Below are 18,836 nucleotides of genomic sequence, written 5' to 3'. Positions count from 1 at the left end.
CCGTGATGGTCTTGCCGCAGCCGCATTTCCCGCAGGTCTTGATGCAGTCGGAAGTGGACCGTCAAGACCGCGTGTTTCGATTGACGGGAGCCATACATGGCCAAGGATTCGCCGACGACGCTGCAAAAGCAGACAATCATCATCTGGTACGTCCTCGCGGCGATCTTCGGCTTCACCTTGCTGCAATGGGTCTGGGGAACCTATTCGGAAATCGAGACCATCCCGTTCAGCCAGTTCGAGGAGCTTTTGTCCAAGGACCGGGTCGCGCAGGTCACCGTCGGCGACGACACCGTCCAGGGAACGCTGAAGGAGGCTTTGCCGAGCGGCAAGACGCGTTTCGTCACGACCCGTGTCGACACCGGGCTGGCTGACAAGCTCATCGCCCATGGGGTCACCGTGACCGGCGCGCCATCCAGCGGTTTTTTGGGGACCCTGCTCGCCTGGGTGCTGCCGTTCTTCGTCATCTACGTGATCTGGATGTTCCTCTTCCGCCGCATGGCCGGCGGCGGGCAGGGCTTGGGCGGTCTCATGTCGATCGGCAAGTCGCGGGCCAAGGTCTATGTGGAGAAGGACACCAAGGTGACCTTCGCCAATGTCGCCGGTGTCGACGAGGCCAAGTCGGAACTGCAGGAGGTCGTCTCCTTTCTCAAGGACCCGACGACCTATGGCCGACTGGGCGCCCGCGTGCCCAAAGGCATCCTTCTCGTCGGGCCACCGGGCACCGGCAAGACGCTGCTGGCCCGCGCGGTGGCGGGAGAGGCGGGTGTGCCGTTTTTCTCGATCTCCGGGTCCGAGTTCGTCGAGATGTTCGTCGGCGTCGGCGCGGCGCGGGTCCGCGATCTGTTCGAACAGGCGCGCAAGGCCGCACCGTCGATCATTTTCATCGACGAGCTCGACGCCCTCGGCCGCAGCCGCACGGCGGGTGGCTATGGTGGCTTCGACGAAAAGGAGCAGACGCTCAACCAGCTACTGGCCGAACTCGACGGGTTCGATCCGAGTGTCGGCGTCATCCTGCTTGCCGCCACCAACCGGCCAGAAATTCTCGATCCCGCGCTGCTGCGCGCCGGTCGCTTCGACCGCCAGGTGCTGGTCGACAGGCCCGACCAGGCGGGCCGCCTTGCCATCCTCAAGGTGCATGCCGGCAAGATCATCCTCGATGACGACGTCGACCTTGCCAAGGTCGCTGGCCTGACCACCGGATTCACCGGGGCCGACCTTGCCAATCTGATCAACGAGGCGGCGATCGCCGCGACCCGCCGCGACGGGGCCTCGGTAACATTCGGCGACTTTACGACCGCCATCGAGCGCATCGTCGCCGGCATCGAAAAGAAGAGCCGTGTTCTGAGCGAGAGAGAGCGTCGCCGCGTCGCCTATCACGAAATGGGCCATGGGCTGGTCGCGGCCAATCTTCCGGGCGTCGATCCGGTACAGAAGGTCTCGATCATCCCGCGCGGCGTCGGCGCTCTCGGCTATACTATGCAGCGGCCGACGGAGGATCGGTTCCTGCTCGCCGCCAGCGAATTGAAGAACCGGATCGTCGTCCTGATGGGTGGGCGCGCCGCCGAAGATCTGATCTTCGACGGCGATGTGTCGACCGGCGCCGCGGACGATCTCCAGAAGGCGACCGATATCGCCATCGAAATGGTGACGCGGTACGGCATGGATTCCGGTCTCGGCGAACGGACCTACACGCGTCCCGCCCAGGCGTTTCTCGCCGTACCGCAGACCCGTTCATTCGAGGCCTCGCAAGCCACCGAGCGCGAGATAGATCTGGCCGTCCGGGAGATCGTCGAGGCCGCGCGCGTTCGCGCCAAGGATATCCTCGCAGGACAGCGTACCGATCTGGACGCCGGGGCGGAGATGCTGCTCACCCGGGAAACGCTGACGGCTGAGGAATTCGCGCCGCTGCAGAGAAGGCCGCAATCCGAGGCGGGTTCGCCCGCCCCGCCGTCGCCGTCGCCGAAGGCCGCGGTGAAGGCCTTCAGGACAACCGGATCAAAGCCGGCCTGACGGGCGATCCGAGGGAGGCGCCGACGCCTTTGCTGGATCTCCGCCGGCGGATCGACTGCAGGTGCTGGCGCCGAACAGGGCGTAGGCGGGACAGAACCGGATGAGCGCAGTGAGGACGAGGATCGCGGCGACGGCATAGGCCACCCACGACCAGGGCGATACCAGCGACGCATAGGCATAGGTGGCGAGCGCTATGCCGAGAAGGATTCGGATGACGCGGTCGGCGGTGCCAACGTTGGCGGTACTGAACATGGAAAGACCTCCTGCTGGGGGTAAGGCAGGGCGCACGTATCGTACCGTGGGCGCGCCCGCCGACTGGTCAGAGTTCGTTGATCGGCACCTTCAGATATCGCTTGCCGGAGACGTCCGGCTCGCCCGTCGCGGGTCTGAACCGACCCGGTCTCGAAGGCCGCGCGCGGGCCTTGCCTGGCTTTGACGGTTGCCCGGATTGCGGATTGATCTGTCGGGTCATCGCGTTCGCCTCATCGGTCGATGGTGCACATTCGCAGGGAGAAACCGTCGCGGCATTGATCTGGATCAGTGAATGTGTCGATGATTATCGGCATTTGAGCGGCGGCCAATCTCGTCCGGGATTTCTACGAAACCGCGCTGGCCGAGCATTCCGACGAGGTCGGAACACTGATGGAGCTTGGCGCCAAGGGGATGTCCTTGAGGATGGACGGGATCGGTAGGGAAACAGCGGCCGTGATCAACGCAAAGACCGGGCGGCAAACCCACGCGGTAAACTGACGGGCGGGACGCGGAGCACCGCGTGCGGCGCTTTGTGATGGTTCGGGGCCCGTCAGGAACCGCTCTGTCGCGGCGTCACCGCAACCCCGTCGCTGACAGTGTCGCTGGGAAACAGAATGATCTTCGCTTCCGGCTCCAGCCCGTCGATCAATTCCGCCGCCTCGGTGTCGCGATGGCCGATGCTGACTCCCGTCAGAACCGCGCGGCCGTCTTCCACGGCGTAGACGCTCCAATGATCGCCCGTACGGAACAAGGCGCCGAGCGGCAGCCGACGAACATCCTCGCCGTGCCAGAGCACGATGCGGGCGACCACGCGGTAGCGATGGCCGGGCCGCTCCTCGCCGTCGAGGGGTGACACGATGTCGAGCCGGACATTGACCCGTTGCTCCTCGATGCCGAGGGCAGAGACCTTGGTGAAGGCGGTCGGTTCGATGCGGCGAATGCGAGCCTGCAGGTCCGGCCCGCCCCAGCCCGTGATCGTCGCATCCGCGCCCTGACGCACAGCGACGGCATCGGCGGACAACAGGTCGACCACGACTTCGAGCCGCCTCGGATCACCGATTTCCGCGAGCGGAGTGCCGGTCGGTACGACCGTTTCGCTCTCCAGCGGGACCGACAGGACGACGCCATCGCTCGGCGAGAAAAGCGGAACGCAGTGGCAGGAACTGCCGGCATCGAGCGGGTCGCCCGGCTGCAGGAGCCGCGCCCTGGCGCTCGCGAGTTCGCTCTGGCGTATGGCGAGCTGAGCCTCTGCCCTGCGCAATTGGGCACGCTGGCGATCGACATCGGTGGCAGCCAGTTCGAGCGCCTTCGCCGAAAGGGTGCCGGTCTTGCGCAGCGTTTCGACCCGGTTCAACTCCGACTCCGACTGACGCAGATCGGCCTGGGCGTGATTGAGATCGGCCTCGGCCAGCGCCACGGCGGCATTCGCGGCGTCGATCGCTGCGCCAAGTTCGGTCTCGGATCGGGCGTCTATGAAGGTGGGATCGGAGGGGCGCAGGGTCGCAATCTGGGTCCGGTTGGCGATGACCGTATCGCCCACATGCAAGGAGCTGCGCTCGATCTTTGCCGGAAACGGCGCGGAAATCGCGTAGATCTCGCGAAATTCCACCACCCCTTCCTCGTCGATCGTGACCGTCAATGGTCCGCTCGCGATCGCCGCCACGTCCACGGGCACCGGCTTCGGGCGAAGCGCCTCGTAAAACGCGAAACCGACCGCCAGGGCGGCCAGAAGCGCGAGAAAGACTTTCAGCCAGCGGCCCATCTTCAGTCTCTCGTCTTGAGAACGCGGATAAGATCGAGCCGATCGACGCGTCGCCTTATGATGAAGGCGGAGAGCGCTGCGGCCGCCAGAACGACGAGGCTCGCCTTGGCAAATGTATGCGCCTCGAGGACGATCGGAAGCTGGAACAGGTCGCTTTCGAAGCCGCGGCCAACGAGGATGGCGAACCCGGCCCCGAGGCCCCAGCCAAGCGGCTGGGCTATCAGCACGATGACCGCCATTTCGATCAGCAGCACCCGCGACACTTCGCCGCGGGTAAAGCCGAGGACCCTCAGGCTCGCGAGTTCCCGCGCCCGTTCGGACAGTTGGATGCGGGCCGAATTGTAGATGACGCCGAATGCGATGATGACCGCCAGCGTTACGTAAAGCGTGGTCATGATGGTGATGTTGCGTTCGATGGTTTCGCGGAATTTTTCCCGCGACTGGTTTAGAAGGGTGATCGACGCGATCGTCGGGGTGTTCTTGACAGCGGAGTACAGCCGATCCATCGCCCGCGTGTCGAGGGCCAGATGGGCGCCGCTGACCCGGGGTCCATCGCCGGTCAACCGCCATAGGGCGTCCATGTCCATGAAGACCGCCAGGCCAAGGTAATTCTGGATGACCGCGCTGATCCTCACGTCGACCACCTCCCTCCTTCCGGTCAGGATCTCGACGGTGACCGTCTGGCCGCGGGTCAGGCCGAGAATGGCGGCGACCCGTTCGGAGATGGCAAGTCCGTCTGCCGGTAGGACCACCGGCTTCAGGTCTTCGTCGAGTACCCGCGAGAGCGTCGCGCCGGGCGGCTTTCCTGTGATGGCGAGTCGGTGCGACAGGCTGCCGTGTCGGAGCACGACCGGAAGGCTGCGAAAGGGCTCGGCCGTGAGGATTCCCGGCAGGCGGCCGACGGCCGCCATCACGGACGGTGGCCGTTCTTCGGCAAAGGCCAAGCTGGCATGCTGGCGGTCCGAACGGAAATAGATCGTATCGATCATGAAATTCACGGAATCGCCGGCAAACAGCGCCGTCACCAGCAGCGCGACCGAGAGCGCGATGCCGAAACTCGTGGCCGCAGCCCGCAGCGGCCGATGCACAAGATGGCGGATCGCCATGACCGTCAGGCGAGAGAACAGCTTAAACAGACCTAAAGTCTCGACGAAATGGTGGCGGTAGCGTGAGGGCGGCGGTGCCTGCATGGCGATCGCCGGCTCCAGGGCAAGGACCGATACGATCGCCTTCATCGCGCCAATCAGCGCCGCGGCGAGCGAGACGCCGGCAGCAAGAACATAAAGATCCACACTCGACTGGAAAATCAGGAAGGGGAAGGAGAAGAATTCGCCATATAGCCGTGTGAGACCTTGCCCGAGCCAGGTTCCGGCAATCGATCCGATCGCGATTCCGACCACGGATATGGCGATGACCAGCTTGGCGTAGTGCCAGGCGATCGCCCGGCCGAAATAGCCGAGGGCCTTGAGCAGCCCGATCTGCTCGCGCTCCAGCGCGATGAGCCGCGACAGCACGATGTTGATCAGGAAGGCCGAGACGACGAGGAAGATCGGCGGGATGATCCGAGCCATCGCCGACAGCTCCGTCAGTTCCGCATCCAGGAACGCGTGCGACGGCTGGTCCTTCCGGCCATATGCGGCCGTCCCGCCATAGGGGCGCAGCAGGCGATCGACGGTGGCGATGACGGCGGCCTCGTTCGCCGCGGGCAGGAGCCGCAACACCACATCGTTGAACGCGCCGTCCCGATCGAAGAGCGGGGCGAGCACATGCCGCGTCATGTACAGAATGGCGAAGCGGCGCGGATCGGGTACCAGGTCCCCAGGACCGAAGGAATAGATGAATTCCGGCGAGAGCACCGTTCCGGCGATCCTGAGCCGCTTCTTGCGGCCGTTGAGGATTGCGGAAAATTCGTCGCCGACCTGAAAGCCGTGGGCCACGGCGAAATCCTCATTGACCGCCACTTCCTCGGGGCGATCGGGCTGTGGCAGGTGGCCGGTGCGAATGACCAGGCGATTGACGCCAGCGCGGCCACGATCCGGGATGGAGACAACCTGTCCCGTCGCCGGTTCGCGGACACCGTCGAGATCGAGAAGAACCGTGCGGCTGATCCGCAATTCGAAAGCCGCGACTCCGTCGATCGCCGCGATCGACTGGCCGAGAGCGATCGGCGCGCGATTGGCCTGGGCAAAGACATGGGCGAAGCTGTAGCGCTCGTAATAGGCTTCGCGCGTCGCCAGCAGCGAGCGGTAGGCGCCGACGGCGATGATGATGGTCATGACCCCGCAGGCCATGACCAGCGCGACGGCCAATCCCTGCGCCCAGAGACGAGCGAGATCACGCAAAAGCTTGCGGTCGAGCGCGGTCATCGCATCACCACGTCACCTGGTTGGGCGCGACGCGTGTCTCGTTGCGGATGACCTGGGCGATGCGCCCGTCGACGAACTGGAAGACCCGATGGGCGATCGCCTGAATCCCGGCATTGTGCGTGATGATCGCCGTTGTCGTCCCCAGCGTTTCGTTGATTCCAATTAGCGCCTCGAGCACCTTGATGCCGGTGGCCGAGTCGAGCGCGCCCGTCGGCTCGTCGCACAAGAGCACTTCCGGCTGCTTGGCGACGGCGCGCGCGATAGCGACCCGTTGCTGCTCGCCGCCCGACAGCTGGGCGGGAAAGTGATCCTGCCGGTGTGAAAGACCGACGAGAGCAAGCGCATCGGCCGGGTTCATCGGCCTTGGCGCGATCTCGGTGACGAGCGCCACATTCTCGCGCGCCGTGAGGCTCGGGATCAGATTGTAGAACTGGAAGACGAAGCCGACATGGTTGCGCCGGTAAAGGGTCAACGCCCGGTCGGAACTGCTGGTCAGATCTTCGCCCTGAAACGTCACCCGGCCGGCGCTCGCGCGATCGAGTCCTCCCATGATGTTGAGGAGTGTCGACTTTCCCGAGCCGGACGGACCCAGCATGACGACGAATTCGCCGGCCTTGAGTTCGGCGTCGACGCCGCGCAAGGCCCAGACCTCGACACCGCCGGTCCGGTAGACCTTGGTGACCCCCTGCATCTGGAAGACTGAAGTGACGCTGGCCATGCTGATCAGCCTATCGGTCGCGCGGCCTCGGCACGTTGACCTCCATCAATTCCATTTGCTGAGCGGCGTTGTGCCCCGGTCCTGCGGCACGATCAACGGCCTACCGAGTCCTCCCTCAGTCGATTTCCACCTTTTCCGACAGGCTCTCGAGGCTGCGGGTGATGAGTTGGATCGCGTAAGCGGGGTTATGTGCGTAAGCGCCCGGATCCTTGGCGACGAACTGATAATTGTAGGCCGCTTTCAAAAGGCGCGGGGTCCAGCGCTGGTAGCGGTTTGGATAGGTGGCCTCGTCGGCTCCGACGTCGCCGTCGGAATTCGTGTCGTTGAAGAAATAGGGGTAGGTCCCCGACGCGTAGGCGATAGGCATGCGCGCGACCTCGGCCGCATAGGTCCGGATCGCGCCGGCCAGCTTGTCATGCAAGGTGTCGATTTCGCCTGCGATACCTTCGACACTATTGCCGTCTCCATCAACGTCGAGCCGGGTAGTGCGGATCGCTTTGGGGCTATCGACGTCCGTGTGGCAGGTCGTGCATTGCGTGACTAAGACCTTTGTGCTGTGCGGATCGTGACACGCGGCGCAGGTATCGAACGACGGCACGTGATTGAACCGCCCGGCATAGTCTTTTCCCTCGTACTGGTATCCGCCCCGTACCGTATCGCCGAAAAGCGTTGCAGCCGCTGCGCGATAGTGGATGTTGAGGAAGGTCAGATCAGCCGAGACCGTGTCGTTCTCGACTCCTTTCAGAGCCACATTGACGGCGTCGGTTGAACTGCGTCCCTGATGGCAAACCATGCAGATCGCCGAACGTCCCAGTCCGCCGATTTCTTCGCCGGACGGGAACGTCACGGTATTGAGGGTCGTGGCGGCGCTGTTATGACAGGCGGCGCAATCGATCGGCGATCCGACGGGGGCAGGGTGGTCGACCACGCTGGGAGCACTACCGTCGGCCCCCGCGAAATCAATGAAGCCGGGTCCCGAGTGGCAGGCGGCGCAGCTTTCCGGCACTTCGCCTTCCTTGTCCCAATGGGTGAAAGCTTCAGCCGTTCGATCGGCATGCGGCGAGGCGAGCCAGCTATCCACGATATCCGACAGCATGGGGCCATTCTGCGCCGGCACCGGTAGAGTGATGGCGAGCCAGGCGGCGCCCGCGGCTATCGATAGACGAATGGCGTGGCGAGCGAACATGGGTTGGCTCCTGTGGGGGTAGAGGGGCGTCTCTCCGTAGTGCCTTCATCCTAGCAGATGCATCGATCCGAAAATTGACGTGAATCAAGGCCGATCGCTACGGCAACGCCGATGCTGCTCCATCCCAGGGCCACGACCGGGCGGTAGCCACGGTGCCAAGCGGAGGGGCGAGAGAGGCCAATGCAGGTCAAGATTTCGCGGGGATGCGATATGGGGCTCGTCGGATCACCGGAACAGGCTATTCACGACGGCCCCGTGGTCCGCTCGGTCGCCCTCTCGGGCGTCGATTATCCCGGTATGCGGCCCAAGTTTGCGGTCGCCGAGGGAGATCGGGTAAGCGTCGGCCAGGTGCTGTTTATTGATCGCAAGCGGACGGAGATCGCCTTCGTTTCGCCGCTTGCGGGCATTGTCGCGGCGATCGATCGCGGCCCGCGCGGAACGCTCTCGGCCCTGGTTATCCGTCAAGATGACGTCGACGTGAGCGCCGACGCGGAGCCGGTTTGTCGCGCCACTGGCCAAGAGGTTCGCCAGACGTTGCTTGCCCGCGGCCTCTGGCCTGCCTTCCTGACCCGTCCCTTCGGCCGCGTTCCCGCGCCGGATGCGAAGCCCGATGCGATCTTTGTCACCGCGACGGACACCAATCCGCTGGCCGCCGATCCGCGGGTTGTGCTCGAGCCGCAGTTGGACATGTTCCGCCGTGGCGTGGAGCTTTTGACGATGCTGACCGACAAGCAGGTCTACGTCTGCCAATCGCCGGGGGCTGATCTGGTCGAGAGGTCGGACCGGGTCCGCACCGTCAGCTTTTCCGGTCCGCACCCGTCCGGTCTCGCCGGGACGCATGTGCATCGATTGCATCCGCTCGGCATGGGAGACCAGGTCTGGACCATCGGTTGCCAGGATGTCGCCGCGATCGGCGATTTATTCGAGACCGGCTGTTATCGCCCTGAGCGAGTAATCGCGCTGGCCGGCCCCCGCATTAGCCGGCCCCGGCTGATCCGCACGGTCCTGGGCGCCAATATCGACGACCTGACGAAAGGCGAAAAAACCAGGGCGGAGGGCAGCGCGAAGGTTCTGTCAGGCTCGGTGCTGGCCGGACGTGACGCCACGTATCTGGGCCGCCATCACTGGCAGGTCAGCGCCGTCGATAGCCCGCCGACCGTTCGCAAGCCGTCGCTGCTTGAGCGTCTCAATGCCCGGCGGGCAAGCCAGTCCCCGCGCCCGCTGATCCCGACCGAAGCGCTGGAAGGTGTCCTGCCCGCCGGTCTCCTGCCAGTCCCTTTGATGCGGGCGCTTAGCGTCGGCGACGCCGAGGCGGCCCAGCGCCTCGGCTGCCTGAGCCTGGTCGAGGAGGATCTGGCGCTGCTGTCTTGCCTTTGTACCAGCGGAGCGGATTACGGCGGGCTTCTGCGCGATGTTCTCGACGAATTGGCGGAAGCGGCATGAGGCGGCTTGCACTCACGGTCCTCGCGCCGCATGCGCCGTATCTGCGCAGGGGCTGGAGTGGGGCGCGGGTGACGGCGATCCAGGCGGCAGCGCTGGTTCTTCCGTTGCTGGCGGCACTGGCGGAGGCGGGAGGGGCGACCTTGGGCGTGCTCGCCGTGGCGCTTGCGGTGACGTTGGGTTGGGAGCTGCTCTTCACCCTTCTGCGCGGGCGGATCCTGATGTGGCACGGCCTGACCACGGCGATGATCGTCACGGTCATGGTGCCCGTCACGGTACCGCTGTGGCAGATCGCATTGGTGGTCAGCTTCGGCGCGGTGTTGGGCGAGCTGATCTTCGGCGGGCGCGGCTTTGGTTTTCTCAACGCGGCGGCCGCCGCGCTCGCGTTCCTGGTCTTCTCGTTTCCGGGTACATCGCTCGCAGGGAACGGTCCATGGGTGGCGGCGGCAACCATTCCGGCCGCCGTATTGCTGCTGGTGGCCGGGCTGATCTCCTGGCGTGTGATCGTGGCGTCGGTCGCCGGCTTCGTGGTTGTTACGCTGCTGGGAGGCGGGGCGCTGGCGTGGGGCGCGACTGGATCGGGGTTGGCGTTCGGTTTGGTGTTCCTCGTTTGCGATCCGCTCGGGGCGGCCGCGACCAATCCGGGCCGCTGGCTCTACGGCGCGCTGGCGGGCGGGCTGGTGGCGGTATTCGACACGGCGGGGGGCGCCGAGGTTCCAGCGTCGGCGCTGGTCTTCGCCGCTTTGCTCGGCAGCATCTTCGCGCCGCTTCTGGATCATCTGGTGGTGCTTGCGAATGCCCGTAGGCGGCGACATGGCTGATCCGCTCCGCCATTGGCGCAATTTTCTTGCGCGACCGAACGATGATCGGGTGAAGATTTTCGGCATTGCGGTCCTCGTCGCGCTAGCCTCCGCCGTGGTGGTTTCGGTCACGGCGGTCACGCTGAAACCCTTGCAGGAGGAAAATGCCCAGGTCGAGCGACAGGCACGCATGGATGCCATGCTCGACACCTTGCCGGGACTGCGCGACGTGATGGCCGAGGCCGGTGTCGATACGCTCGAAACCCGTGTGGTCGACCTGTCGGACGGCAGTTTCGCGCCCCAGATCGACGCGGCCGCCTACGACCAGCAGGCGGCGGCTGGCGACCCGGCGACCAGCATCGCCCTGCCGCCCGATGTCGATGTCGCCGGGCTGAAGCGCCGGGCGAATTTCGCACCGGTCTATCTCCTGGAGCGGGAGGGCGATCTGATGCTGATCGTCCTGCCGGTCCATGGCGCCGGCTACCAGTCCACCATTCGCGCCTATCTCGCACTCGAATCCGACCTTGAAACGATTGCCGCGCTGACGATCGTCGAACAGGCCGAAACGCCGGGCCTCGGCGCGCGAATCGAGGATACCGCATGGCAGGCGCTCTGGCCCGGCAGGGAAATCGCGAACGCCGCGGGTGAGATCGTGATCTCGGTCGTGCGCGGGGAGGCATCGAGCCCCTACGAAGTCGACGGCATTTCGGGTGCCACGCGGACCGGCAACGGGATCACCAACATGCTGCGATTCTGGCTCGGCGATCACGGTTTCGGCCCGTTCCTCCAACGGCTCGAGAGGGAGGGTCTGTGACATGTCTCTGATGCGCCATGTCACCACGCCGCTGATCGACGCCAACCCGGTCACGCTGCAGATCCTGGGTATCTGTTCGGCACTGGCGGTCACCACGTCGCTCTCGACCGCACTCACCATGTCCGTGGCGCTGACCGTCGTGTTGTGCCTGTCGTCGACCATCATCAGCCTTATTCGTCGCCACATTCCGCCCGCCATCCGCCTGATCGTTCAGATCACCATCATCGCCTCGCTGGTGATCGTCATCGACGAGGTGCTGCAGGCCTATGCCTTCGAGATGAGCCGGAAGCTGTCGATCTTCGTGGGCCTGATCGTCACCAACTGCCTGGTTTTGGGCCGGGCGGAGGCGTTCGCCATGCGCAATCCGGTCCTCCCAAGCCTGCTCGACGGGCTCGGCAACGGCTTGGGCTACAGCCTGATCCTGCTGATTGTCGGGGCTCTTCGCGAGTTTTTCGGCGCCGGTACTTTGATGGGACGCGCCGTCGTGACCACGGCGGCTGACGGCGGTTGGTTCCAGCCGCTCGGGCTCATGCAGCTCGCGCCCAGCGGCTTTTTCATCATCGGGTTGCTGATCTGGGCGATCCGCGCCCGATGGATCCGTCAGGTCGAGGAAGTCGAGTTTTCCGTCCGGACAGCGCCAGAGGGACGGAGCCCATGATCGATCTCTTCCTCACCGCGGTGCTCGAGGAGAATCTTGCGCTGTCCTTTTTCCTGGGCATTTGCACCTTCCTCGCGGTTTCCAAGCGCTTCGACACGGCGGCGGGGCTGGGGCTCGCGGTGATCGTCGTGCAGACCATCACGGTCCCGGTCAACCAACTTGTCTTTAACGGGCTCCTGCTCGAAGGAGCCTGGGCCTGGGTGGGTCTGCCTGAGGTCGACCTCTCTTTTTTGAAGATCGTCGGCTTCATCGGCGTGATTGCCGCAATGGTGCAGATTCTCGAGCTGACGCTCGATCGGTTCGCCCCAGCGCTTCACCGCGCGCTCGGCATTTTCCTGCCGCTGATCACGGTCAACTGCGCCATCCTCGGCGGCAGTCTCTTCATGGTCGAACGCCGTTACGATTTTCCCGAGGCGGTCACCTACGGTCTCGGCAGCGGGGCAGGCTGGGCTCTGGCGATTGTCATCTTTGCGGCCATTCGCGAGCGACTGAAATACAGCGATATCCCGCAGGGGCTTCGGGGACTTGGCAGCGCCTTCATTGTCACCGGCCTTATGTCACTGGGGTTTTCAGCCTTTGCGGCGCTGGGAATGTCATGATCGAGATCGCGCTCGGCAGCCTGCTTTTGACGGTCATCGTGCTGACACTCACGGCCACGGTGCTCCTGGCGCGGTCTATCCTTGCTCCCTCGCGTCCGGCGACGGTGACCGTGAACGGCGCAACGACGATCGCGGCGCAAACGGGCGACAAGCTTCTGGGCGTGCTGAACGACCACGGTATCAATATTCCCTCGGCCTGCGCCGGCGCGGGGACCTGCGGGCTCTGCCGCCTGAAGGTGACAGGCGGTGGCCTGGCTCCGCTTCCGACCGAAGCCGCGCTGCTCTCGAAGTCCGATCTCCGCGCAGGCATGCATCTCGCGTGTCAGGTCGTTGTGCGGGAGGACATGTATGTCGAAGTCGCCGAAAATCTGCTGGCGGCCGAAAGCTTCGAGTGCGTCGTGCGTTCGGCCCGACCGCTGACGCCACTCATCCGTGAGCTGGTGCTTGAGCTGCCCGAAGGCGCGCGTCCCGAGATCGCCGCAGGGGCGTTCATACAGGTCACCGCTCCACCCTTCGCACTCGACTATGCCGACCTGCCTGTGTCCGAGGAGCATTGCGCGGCATGGGAGCAGATCCGGGCGCTAACCGTCTCGAGCGATGCGCCGGTAAGCCGAGCTTATTCAATCGCGAACCGGCCCGAGGACACTGCGGAGGGTCGCGTAGTCCTCAACATCCGCTTGGCTCTGCCGCCACCCTCGGTTCCAGCGGCGCAGCCGGGGATCGTGTCCTCCTGGCTGTTCACCGTGAAGCCGGGCGACCTGATTGCCGCCTCCGGGCCCTTCGGGGACTTCCGGGCGCAGACTGGCGACCGCGAAATGGTGTTCATCGGCGGCGGAGTTGGTATGGCGCCGCTGCGCGCGATTATCTTCGATCAGCTGGAACGGCTCGGAACCGACCGAAAGATCAGCTACTGGTATGGTGCGCGAAGCAAGGTCGAACTGTTTTACGACGAGGAGTTCGAGGCGCTCGCGGCGCGGCACACGAATTTCACCTGGACGGTAGCACTTTCCTACCCCCAGCCGGCGGACCACTGGGCCGGTCCAACGGGCTTTGTCCACACCGTCGCGTTCCAGCGTTATCTGCGCGATCACCAGGCGCCCGAGGCTTGCGAATATTATCTCTGCGGCCCGCCGCTGATGATCCAGGCGGTACTGGCCATGCTCGACGATCTCGGCGTCGACGAGACCAGCATCTTCAAAGACGACTTCGGGGTCTGAGCCATGACGTCGACACGACGACGATTTCTCCTGGGGACCGCGAGCGCTGCGTTCTGCACGGCGCTCCCGGCTCGCGCCGCTGGCGTGCGCAGCATCGGCGATCCGGCGTTCGGCAGCACATGGCGGGTGGTCATGCCCGAGGCGATCGATCCACAGCCGGTCCGCGCGGCGATCGAGGCGATCGTCACCGAGGTCGACCGCACGATGTCTCCTTGGCGCGACGGATCCGACCTTGTCCGCTTTAACCGGAGCCGTGTGACTGACTGGATACCGGTGTCCCGCTCGACCTCCGCGGTGGTCGAGGAAAGCCTTCTCGTCGCGAAACTGAGCGGTGGAGGATTCGATCCCACGGTGGGGCCGCTGGTGCGACGATTCGGTTTCGGCCCGATCGAAGGCACAGCCGGCAGGCTGGCGGACCTGCGTGCGCAACCCGGAGCGCTCCGCAAGGCGGCGCCAGGTATGACGCTGGATCTTTGCGGCATTGCCAAGGGTCATGCGCTCGATCGGATGGCCACGGCGATTACGGAACTCGGATTGGAGGATGTGCTGATCGAGCTCGGCGGTGAGGTGAGGGGGCTCGGCCGGCACCCGGACGGTCGCCCCTGGCAGGTCGGCATCGAACGCCCGGGGACCGGGCCGGGAGCGATCCAGCGGATCGTGGCGCTGGACGGTCAGGCCATGGCGACGTCGGGTCGCGAACCCAACGGATATAGCGACGGGCGCCGCGCCCTCAGCCATATCATCGATCCGCGCACCGCGCGGCCAGTGCAAAATGGCGTCGCCACGGTTTCGGTTTTGGCGCCGACGGCCATTCGCGCCGATGCTCTGGCGACTGCTCTGATGGTAATGGGTGCCGGACCGGGTGCGGCACTGGCCGAGCGGATGGGCGTCGCCGCGCTTTTCCTCGTCGCTGCGGGTGACAAGCTGACAGAGGTTATGACGGACGGCTTCGCGCGGCACATACTTGCATAGGAGACGACACCGATGGGCACTTTCCTTCTGGCCTTCGCCATCATTCTCTTGGCCATTGCCGGCCTTGCCCTCGGTGTGATGTTCGGGCGCATGCCGTTGCGCGGCTCCTGCGGCGGCCTGTCCTGCATCAAGGATGCAGAATGCGGCGCCTGCCGCCGACGGACAGGAGCGGGACGATGATCGAAAGGCCGCGGATCGATGACTACATGTCCCGCGACCTGATAACCCTGACGCCTGGGATCGAGATCAACCACGCCATGAATATCCTGCTCGATCGTCGTCTATCCGGTGCCCCGGTCCTCGATGAGACGGGTCGGCTCGTGGGGGTTCTGTCCAAGAAGGACTGCCTGAAGGCCGCTCTGCACGCGAGCTATTTTCAGGAGTGGGGTGGCACCGTCCGCGACTACATGAGCCAGAACGTGGAGACGCTGGATGCGGGGACGGATATCGTGGAGGCGGCGAATGCCTTTCTCGCCAGTCCTTTCCGGCGCTTTCCAGTCATGAGAAATGGAAAGCTGGTCGGTCAGGTAAGTCGTGCCGACATCCTCAGGGCGTTGAGGGATTGCTGGGACTGACGGGACTCCGGCAGATCAGTGCGCGCACTGTGTTCTTCGGCCGGGTCCGACTTGGAGATTTTCGTCTGCGCGTATCGCCGTTCATAGGAGGTTTCCCAGTCAGCGCGGTTCGACCGGTCGCCCGCGGCTCCCATAACAGCGACAAACATTCCGCTGGTCGACGGCGGACGGCGCCCCCAGAGACTGAATTGGTTTGATTGAAGTCAAGGCCATTAGTTTGACAGAATGTTACGGAGCAATTTCAATCCAGTGATAAGGTATCATCACATGGCGACCGTAAGACAATTGCTCGACAAAAAAGGGAGCAGCGTCCTGTCTGTTGGACCGGACGATACGGTTTTCAACGCGATCCAGACGATGTCGGATAACAATATCGGATCACTGGCCGTGTTGGAAGGGAATCGACTGGTCGGCATCGTCACAGAACGGCATTACGCACGGAACGTATTTCTGAAAGGCCGGTCGTCACCGAAAACATCGGTGAAAGAGATCATGACGACACATGTGGTTTGCGCCAGACCCGAACAATCGGTCGAGGAATGCATGGCTATCATGACTGAAAAGGCTGTGCGGCATATGCCGGTGCTGGAAGACGACAGATTGATTGGAATTGTTTCGATTGGCGACCTGGTCAAGAACATTATCAGCGACAAGGAATTCGTCATCGACCAGCTCGAACATTATATTACCGGTTAGATCAGCTTGAGATGCAGCTCGAAGACGCGCGAGCTGCTGCGACCGAAGACGAGCTTGGCCGCCGAACAGGCCGCGCCAAGACGACGACAGTTCAGCCGTTTGTCCGCAAACGCCCCTCAAAGAAACCCTTCCCGGAGCATCTGCCCCGTGAGAGACCGTTTGAGAAGGGTTGGCATGGAGGCCCGATTGTNCAGCCGTTTGTCCGCAAACGCCCCTCAAAGAAACCCTTCCCGGAGCATCTGCCCCGTGAGAGACCGTTTGAGAAGGGTTGGCATGGAGGCCCGATTGTGATTCACGCTTTTGATGTGGACCTCAGCGAGCCGTGGCCGAATGGCCGATATCGAGAAGCGATCGAAGCGTTATCCGACTGATCTGACGGATCGGGAGTGGGCGGTTGTTGCGCCGTTCCTGCCGCAGACGGCGAGGTCGGGACGCCAGCGATCGGTCGATCTACGCGAGGTGCTGAACGCCATTCGCTATCTGGCTCGCACCGGCTGCGGTTGGCGCATGCTGCCGAAGGATTTTCCGCCGTGGCAGACGGTCTACTGGTGGTTTCGCCGCTTCATCCGACTGTTTCTGTTCCGCACGATCCACAATACCGCGCTGATGATTGACCGAGAGCGGGCGGGTCGGGAGGCGAGCCCCACCGGGGGCATCCTCGACAGCCAGTCGGTCAAGGCACCCCAGGGCAAGGCTCGCGGCTTCGACGCCGGCAAGAAAGTGAATGGCCGCAAGCGCCACATCGCCGTCGATACCGACGGACGCCTGTTGATGGTCAATCTGACCACTGCCGACATCTCCGATAGCGCCGGCGCCCAGATGATCCTCGACGCGGTCCGCAAGCGCTGGCCGTTCCTGAAGCATCTGTTCGCTGACGGCGCCTATGATCGCAAGCAATTGATGGACAAGGCGGCCTATCGCGACTTCATCGTCGAGGTGGTCCGTCGGATCGACAAGGAGCCGGGCTTCAAGGTGTTGCCGCGACGCTGGGTCGTGGAGCGATCCTTCGGCTGGATGGTTCGCTGGCGCCGGCTCGTGCGTGACTATGAGGAACGCACAGACGTCTCCGAGGCCATGATCCACGTCGCTATGGGCGGTCTTCTACTGCGAAGGATCGCTCACTGATGAAAGTTCTCAAACGGACTCTTAGCCTGATCGATCAGGTTGAAGCTGACGCCCATACACTGGATATGGAAGCCTCGGTGCACCTTTCGTGTCTGGTGGAAGCAGATTGCCCCATGGACGGACACGCGTTCTACCAAAGCTGCATCAAAGCGGTGCTGCTAAAACACCAGCCGATCTGGTCGAAGGCCATGCGCAGCGGGCGCAGGCGGTTTGTGCAAACACTCGGCCCCAACGACCAAGATGTCTTTGCTGCGGCAGGGCTCATGGACGATCCGACGCCACATCATGTCGTGACGTGGTGGGACGCAGTGTCCGGTTATGCACGCCTGATGTCCGATCAGGAGAAGATGGAGCAAGGCCGGTTCGCAGAAATTCTGACGCTAGACCATGAGCGTGCGCGGTTGAATGCCATGGGCATCGAAAAAGAGCCCGAATGGCCGGGCTTTGACGACAACTACGCCGGTTACGATGTTCTATCCTACGACCAAGGTGAGACTGGTCTCCTGAACCGAATGATCGAGGTGAAATCGACCACCGTTTCACCCCTTCGTTTCATCTTGACCCGCAATGAGTGGAATTAGGCTGAAAAGACCGGCGCGTCCTATATTTTTCACGTTTGGGACATGAACAAAAAGCCGCCGGTTCTTCACATTCGCACCGTGGCCGAGGTTGCTCCGCACATCCCTTCGGACAACGGAAAAGGCAAATGGAGCAACGTCGCTATTCCGGTCGCAACCCCTGACTTCTCCTGAATATGGCGCACCGCTTGTGCGGACGGGCTGTCGTGAACCGAGCCTGTAGTCTCGGCCAGCCGGCTTCCATCCCTTGCGCGTGCTGAAGCCAGCCGTGACCGGCTGACACTTCCCCTTTCTTGTTCGGGGCTTGCAGCCCCAGGCCATCAAGGCCCAAGCGCCCATTCGGGCGCGCTGCGGCGCGTATCCCCGCCCTTCCTCCCTTTGGTCGTGCAGGGCGGGTGATCCCCCTCGCGCCGCGCGAGCCTTGACGGTCTCCCCCTGCTCATTGGCGCGGGCCTAGTCCGGTTGCATGCGCAACCGAATATCCAAGGGAAGGAAAAGCCAATGAAACAAGACGTTTATCAAAAAGTTACCGATAAGATCATAGTCGATCTTGAGCAGGGCGAACTCACATGGCTGAAGCCGTGGAGCGCCGGAAACATGGACGGGCGGATCGTCAAGCCGCTACGGCACAACGGCGTTGCCTATAGCGGAATCAATATCCTGATGCTGTGGGGCGCGGCGATGGAGGCGGGCTATCTTTCGCCGTACTGGATGACATTCAAACAGGCGAAGGAGCTTGGCGCAGCGTTCCTTTGTGCCGATCTGACGTTAACGCCGGAACCGGGCACCGACCATGCGGCCTATATCCAAAGCTGGCTAAAGGTCTTGAAGGAAGACAAGCGGGCGATTTTTAGCGCCGCCGCTCATGCCCAGCGGGCAGCCGACCACGGTTCCGCGGCCGTCCAGCGCCAGCGCGCCGGCGTCGTCCTCGGTAAGGGGCACTGTTCCCAGATAGGTCTGCGGCGCGAGCCGCCGGTTGAGACGAACTTCCTCGCGGCAATTGGTCTCGCGGGCAGCCAATGTGGTGAAATCCAGGAACGGGAAGCGGACCGGCTTCTTCAGCTTGTA

The 18,836-nt window shown here is 63.6% G+C and carries 18 protein-coding genes and 2 pseudogenes; 15 read left to right on the top strand and 5 right to left on the bottom strand.

The genetic code is table 11. From position 1 onward, the window contains the following. Window positions 1-96: 96 nt before the first annotated feature. Entirely contained in the window at window positions 97-2,010 is a 1,914-nt protein-coding gene (gene ftsH, locus VSX60_RS16995; RefSeq protein ID WP_327625449.1) for an ATP-dependent zinc metalloprotease FtsH, read from the top strand. Here ftsH and VSX60_RS16990 read toward each other — a convergent pair. The 5 genes from VSX60_RS16990 to VSX60_RS16970 form a co-directional block, all read right to left on the bottom strand. Continuing rightward, window positions 1,996-2,262 carry a YgaP family membrane protein gene (locus VSX60_RS16990; protein WP_327625448.1) on the bottom strand — a complete coding sequence of 89 codons (267 nt, stop codon included), beginning with the start codon at window positions 2,260-2,262 and terminating at the stop codon, window positions 1,996-1,998. The two genes, ftsH and VSX60_RS16990, sit on opposite strands and share 15 nt — an antisense overlap. 550 nt (window positions 2,263-2,812) lie before the next feature. After that, on the bottom strand, window positions 2,813-4,024 hold the full coding sequence (locus VSX60_RS16985; RefSeq protein WP_327625447.1) for an efflux RND transporter periplasmic adaptor subunit: 1,212 nt from the start codon (window positions 4,022-4,024) through the stop codon (window positions 2,813-2,815). Between the two features lie 2 nt (window positions 4,025-4,026). Then, window positions 4,027-6,390, bottom strand: coding sequence for an ABC transporter permease (locus tag VSX60_RS16980; RefSeq protein WP_327625446.1), 2,364 nt, complete (start codon window positions 6,388-6,390; stop codon window positions 4,027-4,029). A gap of 4 nt (window positions 6,391-6,394) precedes the next feature. Beyond that, the gene (locus VSX60_RS16975) at window positions 6,395-7,108 is read right to left on the bottom strand and encodes an ABC transporter ATP-binding protein (RefSeq protein WP_327625445.1); all 714 of its coding nucleotides are present in this window, start codon (window positions 7,106-7,108) and stop codon (window positions 6,395-6,397) included. 115 nt (window positions 7,109-7,223) lie between these two features. Continuing rightward, window positions 7,224-8,294, bottom strand: a complete 1,071-nt coding sequence (locus tag VSX60_RS16970) for a polyheme membrane-associated cytochrome C (RefSeq protein ID WP_327625444.1) — start codon at window positions 8,292-8,294, stop codon at window positions 7,224-7,226. A 180-nt stretch (window positions 8,295-8,474) separates the two neighbouring features. Between VSX60_RS16970 and VSX60_RS16965 the strand changes: the two genes are divergently transcribed. The 14 genes and pseudogenes from VSX60_RS16965 to VSX60_RS16900 form a co-directional block, all read left to right on the top strand. Next, entirely contained in the window at window positions 8,475-9,737 is a 1,263-nt protein-coding gene (locus tag VSX60_RS16965; RefSeq protein WP_327625443.1) for an NADH:ubiquinone reductase (Na(+)-transporting) subunit A, read from the top strand. Next, entirely contained in the window at window positions 9,734-10,555 is an 822-nt protein-coding gene (locus VSX60_RS16960; protein WP_327625442.1) for an RnfABCDGE type electron transport complex subunit D, read from the top strand. The genes VSX60_RS16965 and VSX60_RS16960 overlap by 4 nt, the downstream gene beginning before the upstream one ends. Further along, the gene (gene nqrC / locus VSX60_RS16955; protein ID WP_327625441.1) at window positions 10,548-11,348 is read left to right on the top strand and encodes an NADH:ubiquinone reductase (Na(+)-transporting) subunit C; all 801 of its coding nucleotides are present in this window, start codon (window positions 10,548-10,550) and stop codon (window positions 11,346-11,348) included. The genes VSX60_RS16960 and nqrC overlap by 8 nt, the downstream gene beginning before the upstream one ends. A gap of 1 nt (window position 11,349) precedes the next feature. Beyond that, window positions 11,350-12,006, top strand: coding sequence for an NADH:ubiquinone reductase (Na(+)-transporting) subunit D (locus tag VSX60_RS16950; protein ID WP_327625440.1), 657 nt, complete (start codon window positions 11,350-11,352; stop codon window positions 12,004-12,006). Beyond that, a complete protein-coding gene (nqrE, locus tag VSX60_RS16945) occupies window positions 12,003-12,605 on the top strand; it encodes an NADH:ubiquinone reductase (Na(+)-transporting) subunit E (protein WP_327625439.1) in 603 nt (200 codons plus the stop codon). The genes VSX60_RS16950 and nqrE overlap by 4 nt, the downstream gene beginning before the upstream one ends. Then, the gene (gene nqrF, locus VSX60_RS16940) at window positions 12,602-13,822 is read left to right on the top strand and encodes an NADH:ubiquinone reductase (Na(+)-transporting) subunit F (RefSeq protein ID WP_327625438.1); all 1,221 of its coding nucleotides are present in this window, start codon (window positions 12,602-12,604) and stop codon (window positions 13,820-13,822) included. The genes nqrE and nqrF overlap by 4 nt, the downstream gene beginning before the upstream one ends. A 3-nt stretch (window positions 13,823-13,825) precedes the next feature. Then, window positions 13,826-14,794, top strand: coding sequence for an FAD:protein FMN transferase (locus tag VSX60_RS16935; RefSeq protein WP_327625437.1), 969 nt, complete (start codon window positions 13,826-13,828; stop codon window positions 14,792-14,794). A gap of 12 nt (window positions 14,795-14,806) precedes the next feature. Continuing rightward, window positions 14,807-14,974 carry a (Na+)-NQR maturation NqrM gene (nqrM, locus tag VSX60_RS16930; protein ID WP_327625436.1) on the top strand — a complete coding sequence of 56 codons (168 nt, stop codon included), beginning with the start codon at window positions 14,807-14,809 and terminating at the stop codon, window positions 14,972-14,974. Continuing rightward, complete coding sequence (locus VSX60_RS16925) at window positions 14,971-15,369, top strand: CBS domain-containing protein (protein ID WP_327625435.1); 399 nt, start codon at window positions 14,971-14,973, stop codon at window positions 15,367-15,369. The genes nqrM and VSX60_RS16925 overlap by 4 nt, the downstream gene beginning before the upstream one ends. 267 nt (window positions 15,370-15,636) lie before the next feature. Then, a complete protein-coding gene (locus VSX60_RS16920) occupies window positions 15,637-16,065 on the top strand; it encodes a CBS domain-containing protein (protein WP_327625434.1) in 429 nt (142 codons plus the stop codon). Next, window positions 16,062-16,220: pseudogene (locus tag VSX60_RS16915) on the top strand (hypothetical protein); the annotation flags it as partial. The gene VSX60_RS16920 and the pseudogene VSX60_RS16915, both read left to right, overlap by 4 nt. 148 nt (window positions 16,221-16,368) lie before the next feature. Next, window positions 16,369-17,190, top strand: a complete 822-nt coding sequence (locus VSX60_RS16910) for an IS5 family transposase (RefSeq protein ID WP_327625433.1) — start codon at window positions 16,369-16,371, stop codon at window positions 17,188-17,190. Beyond that, window positions 17,190-17,771 (top strand): DUF3883 domain-containing protein, encoded by a 582-nt coding sequence (locus tag VSX60_RS16905; RefSeq protein WP_327625432.1) that lies wholly within the window; start codon window positions 17,190-17,192, stop codon window positions 17,769-17,771. The genes VSX60_RS16910 and VSX60_RS16905 overlap by 1 nt, the downstream gene beginning before the upstream one ends. Before the next feature lie 498 nt (window positions 17,772-18,269). After that, a pseudogene (locus tag VSX60_RS16900) lies at window positions 18,270-18,659 on the top strand (ArdC-like ssDNA-binding domain-containing protein); the annotation flags it as partial. Window positions 18,660-18,836 lie beyond the last annotated feature (177 nt).

It is taken from the genome of Aurantimonas sp. A3-2-R12 (assembly GCF_036016755.1).
Lineage (GTDB): Bacteria > Pseudomonadota > Alphaproteobacteria > Rhizobiales > Rhizobiaceae > Aurantimonas > Aurantimonas coralicida_A.
The sequence above is the reverse complement of the archived record's forward strand: the minus strand, read 5'-3'. Positions and strand labels throughout refer to the sequence as shown.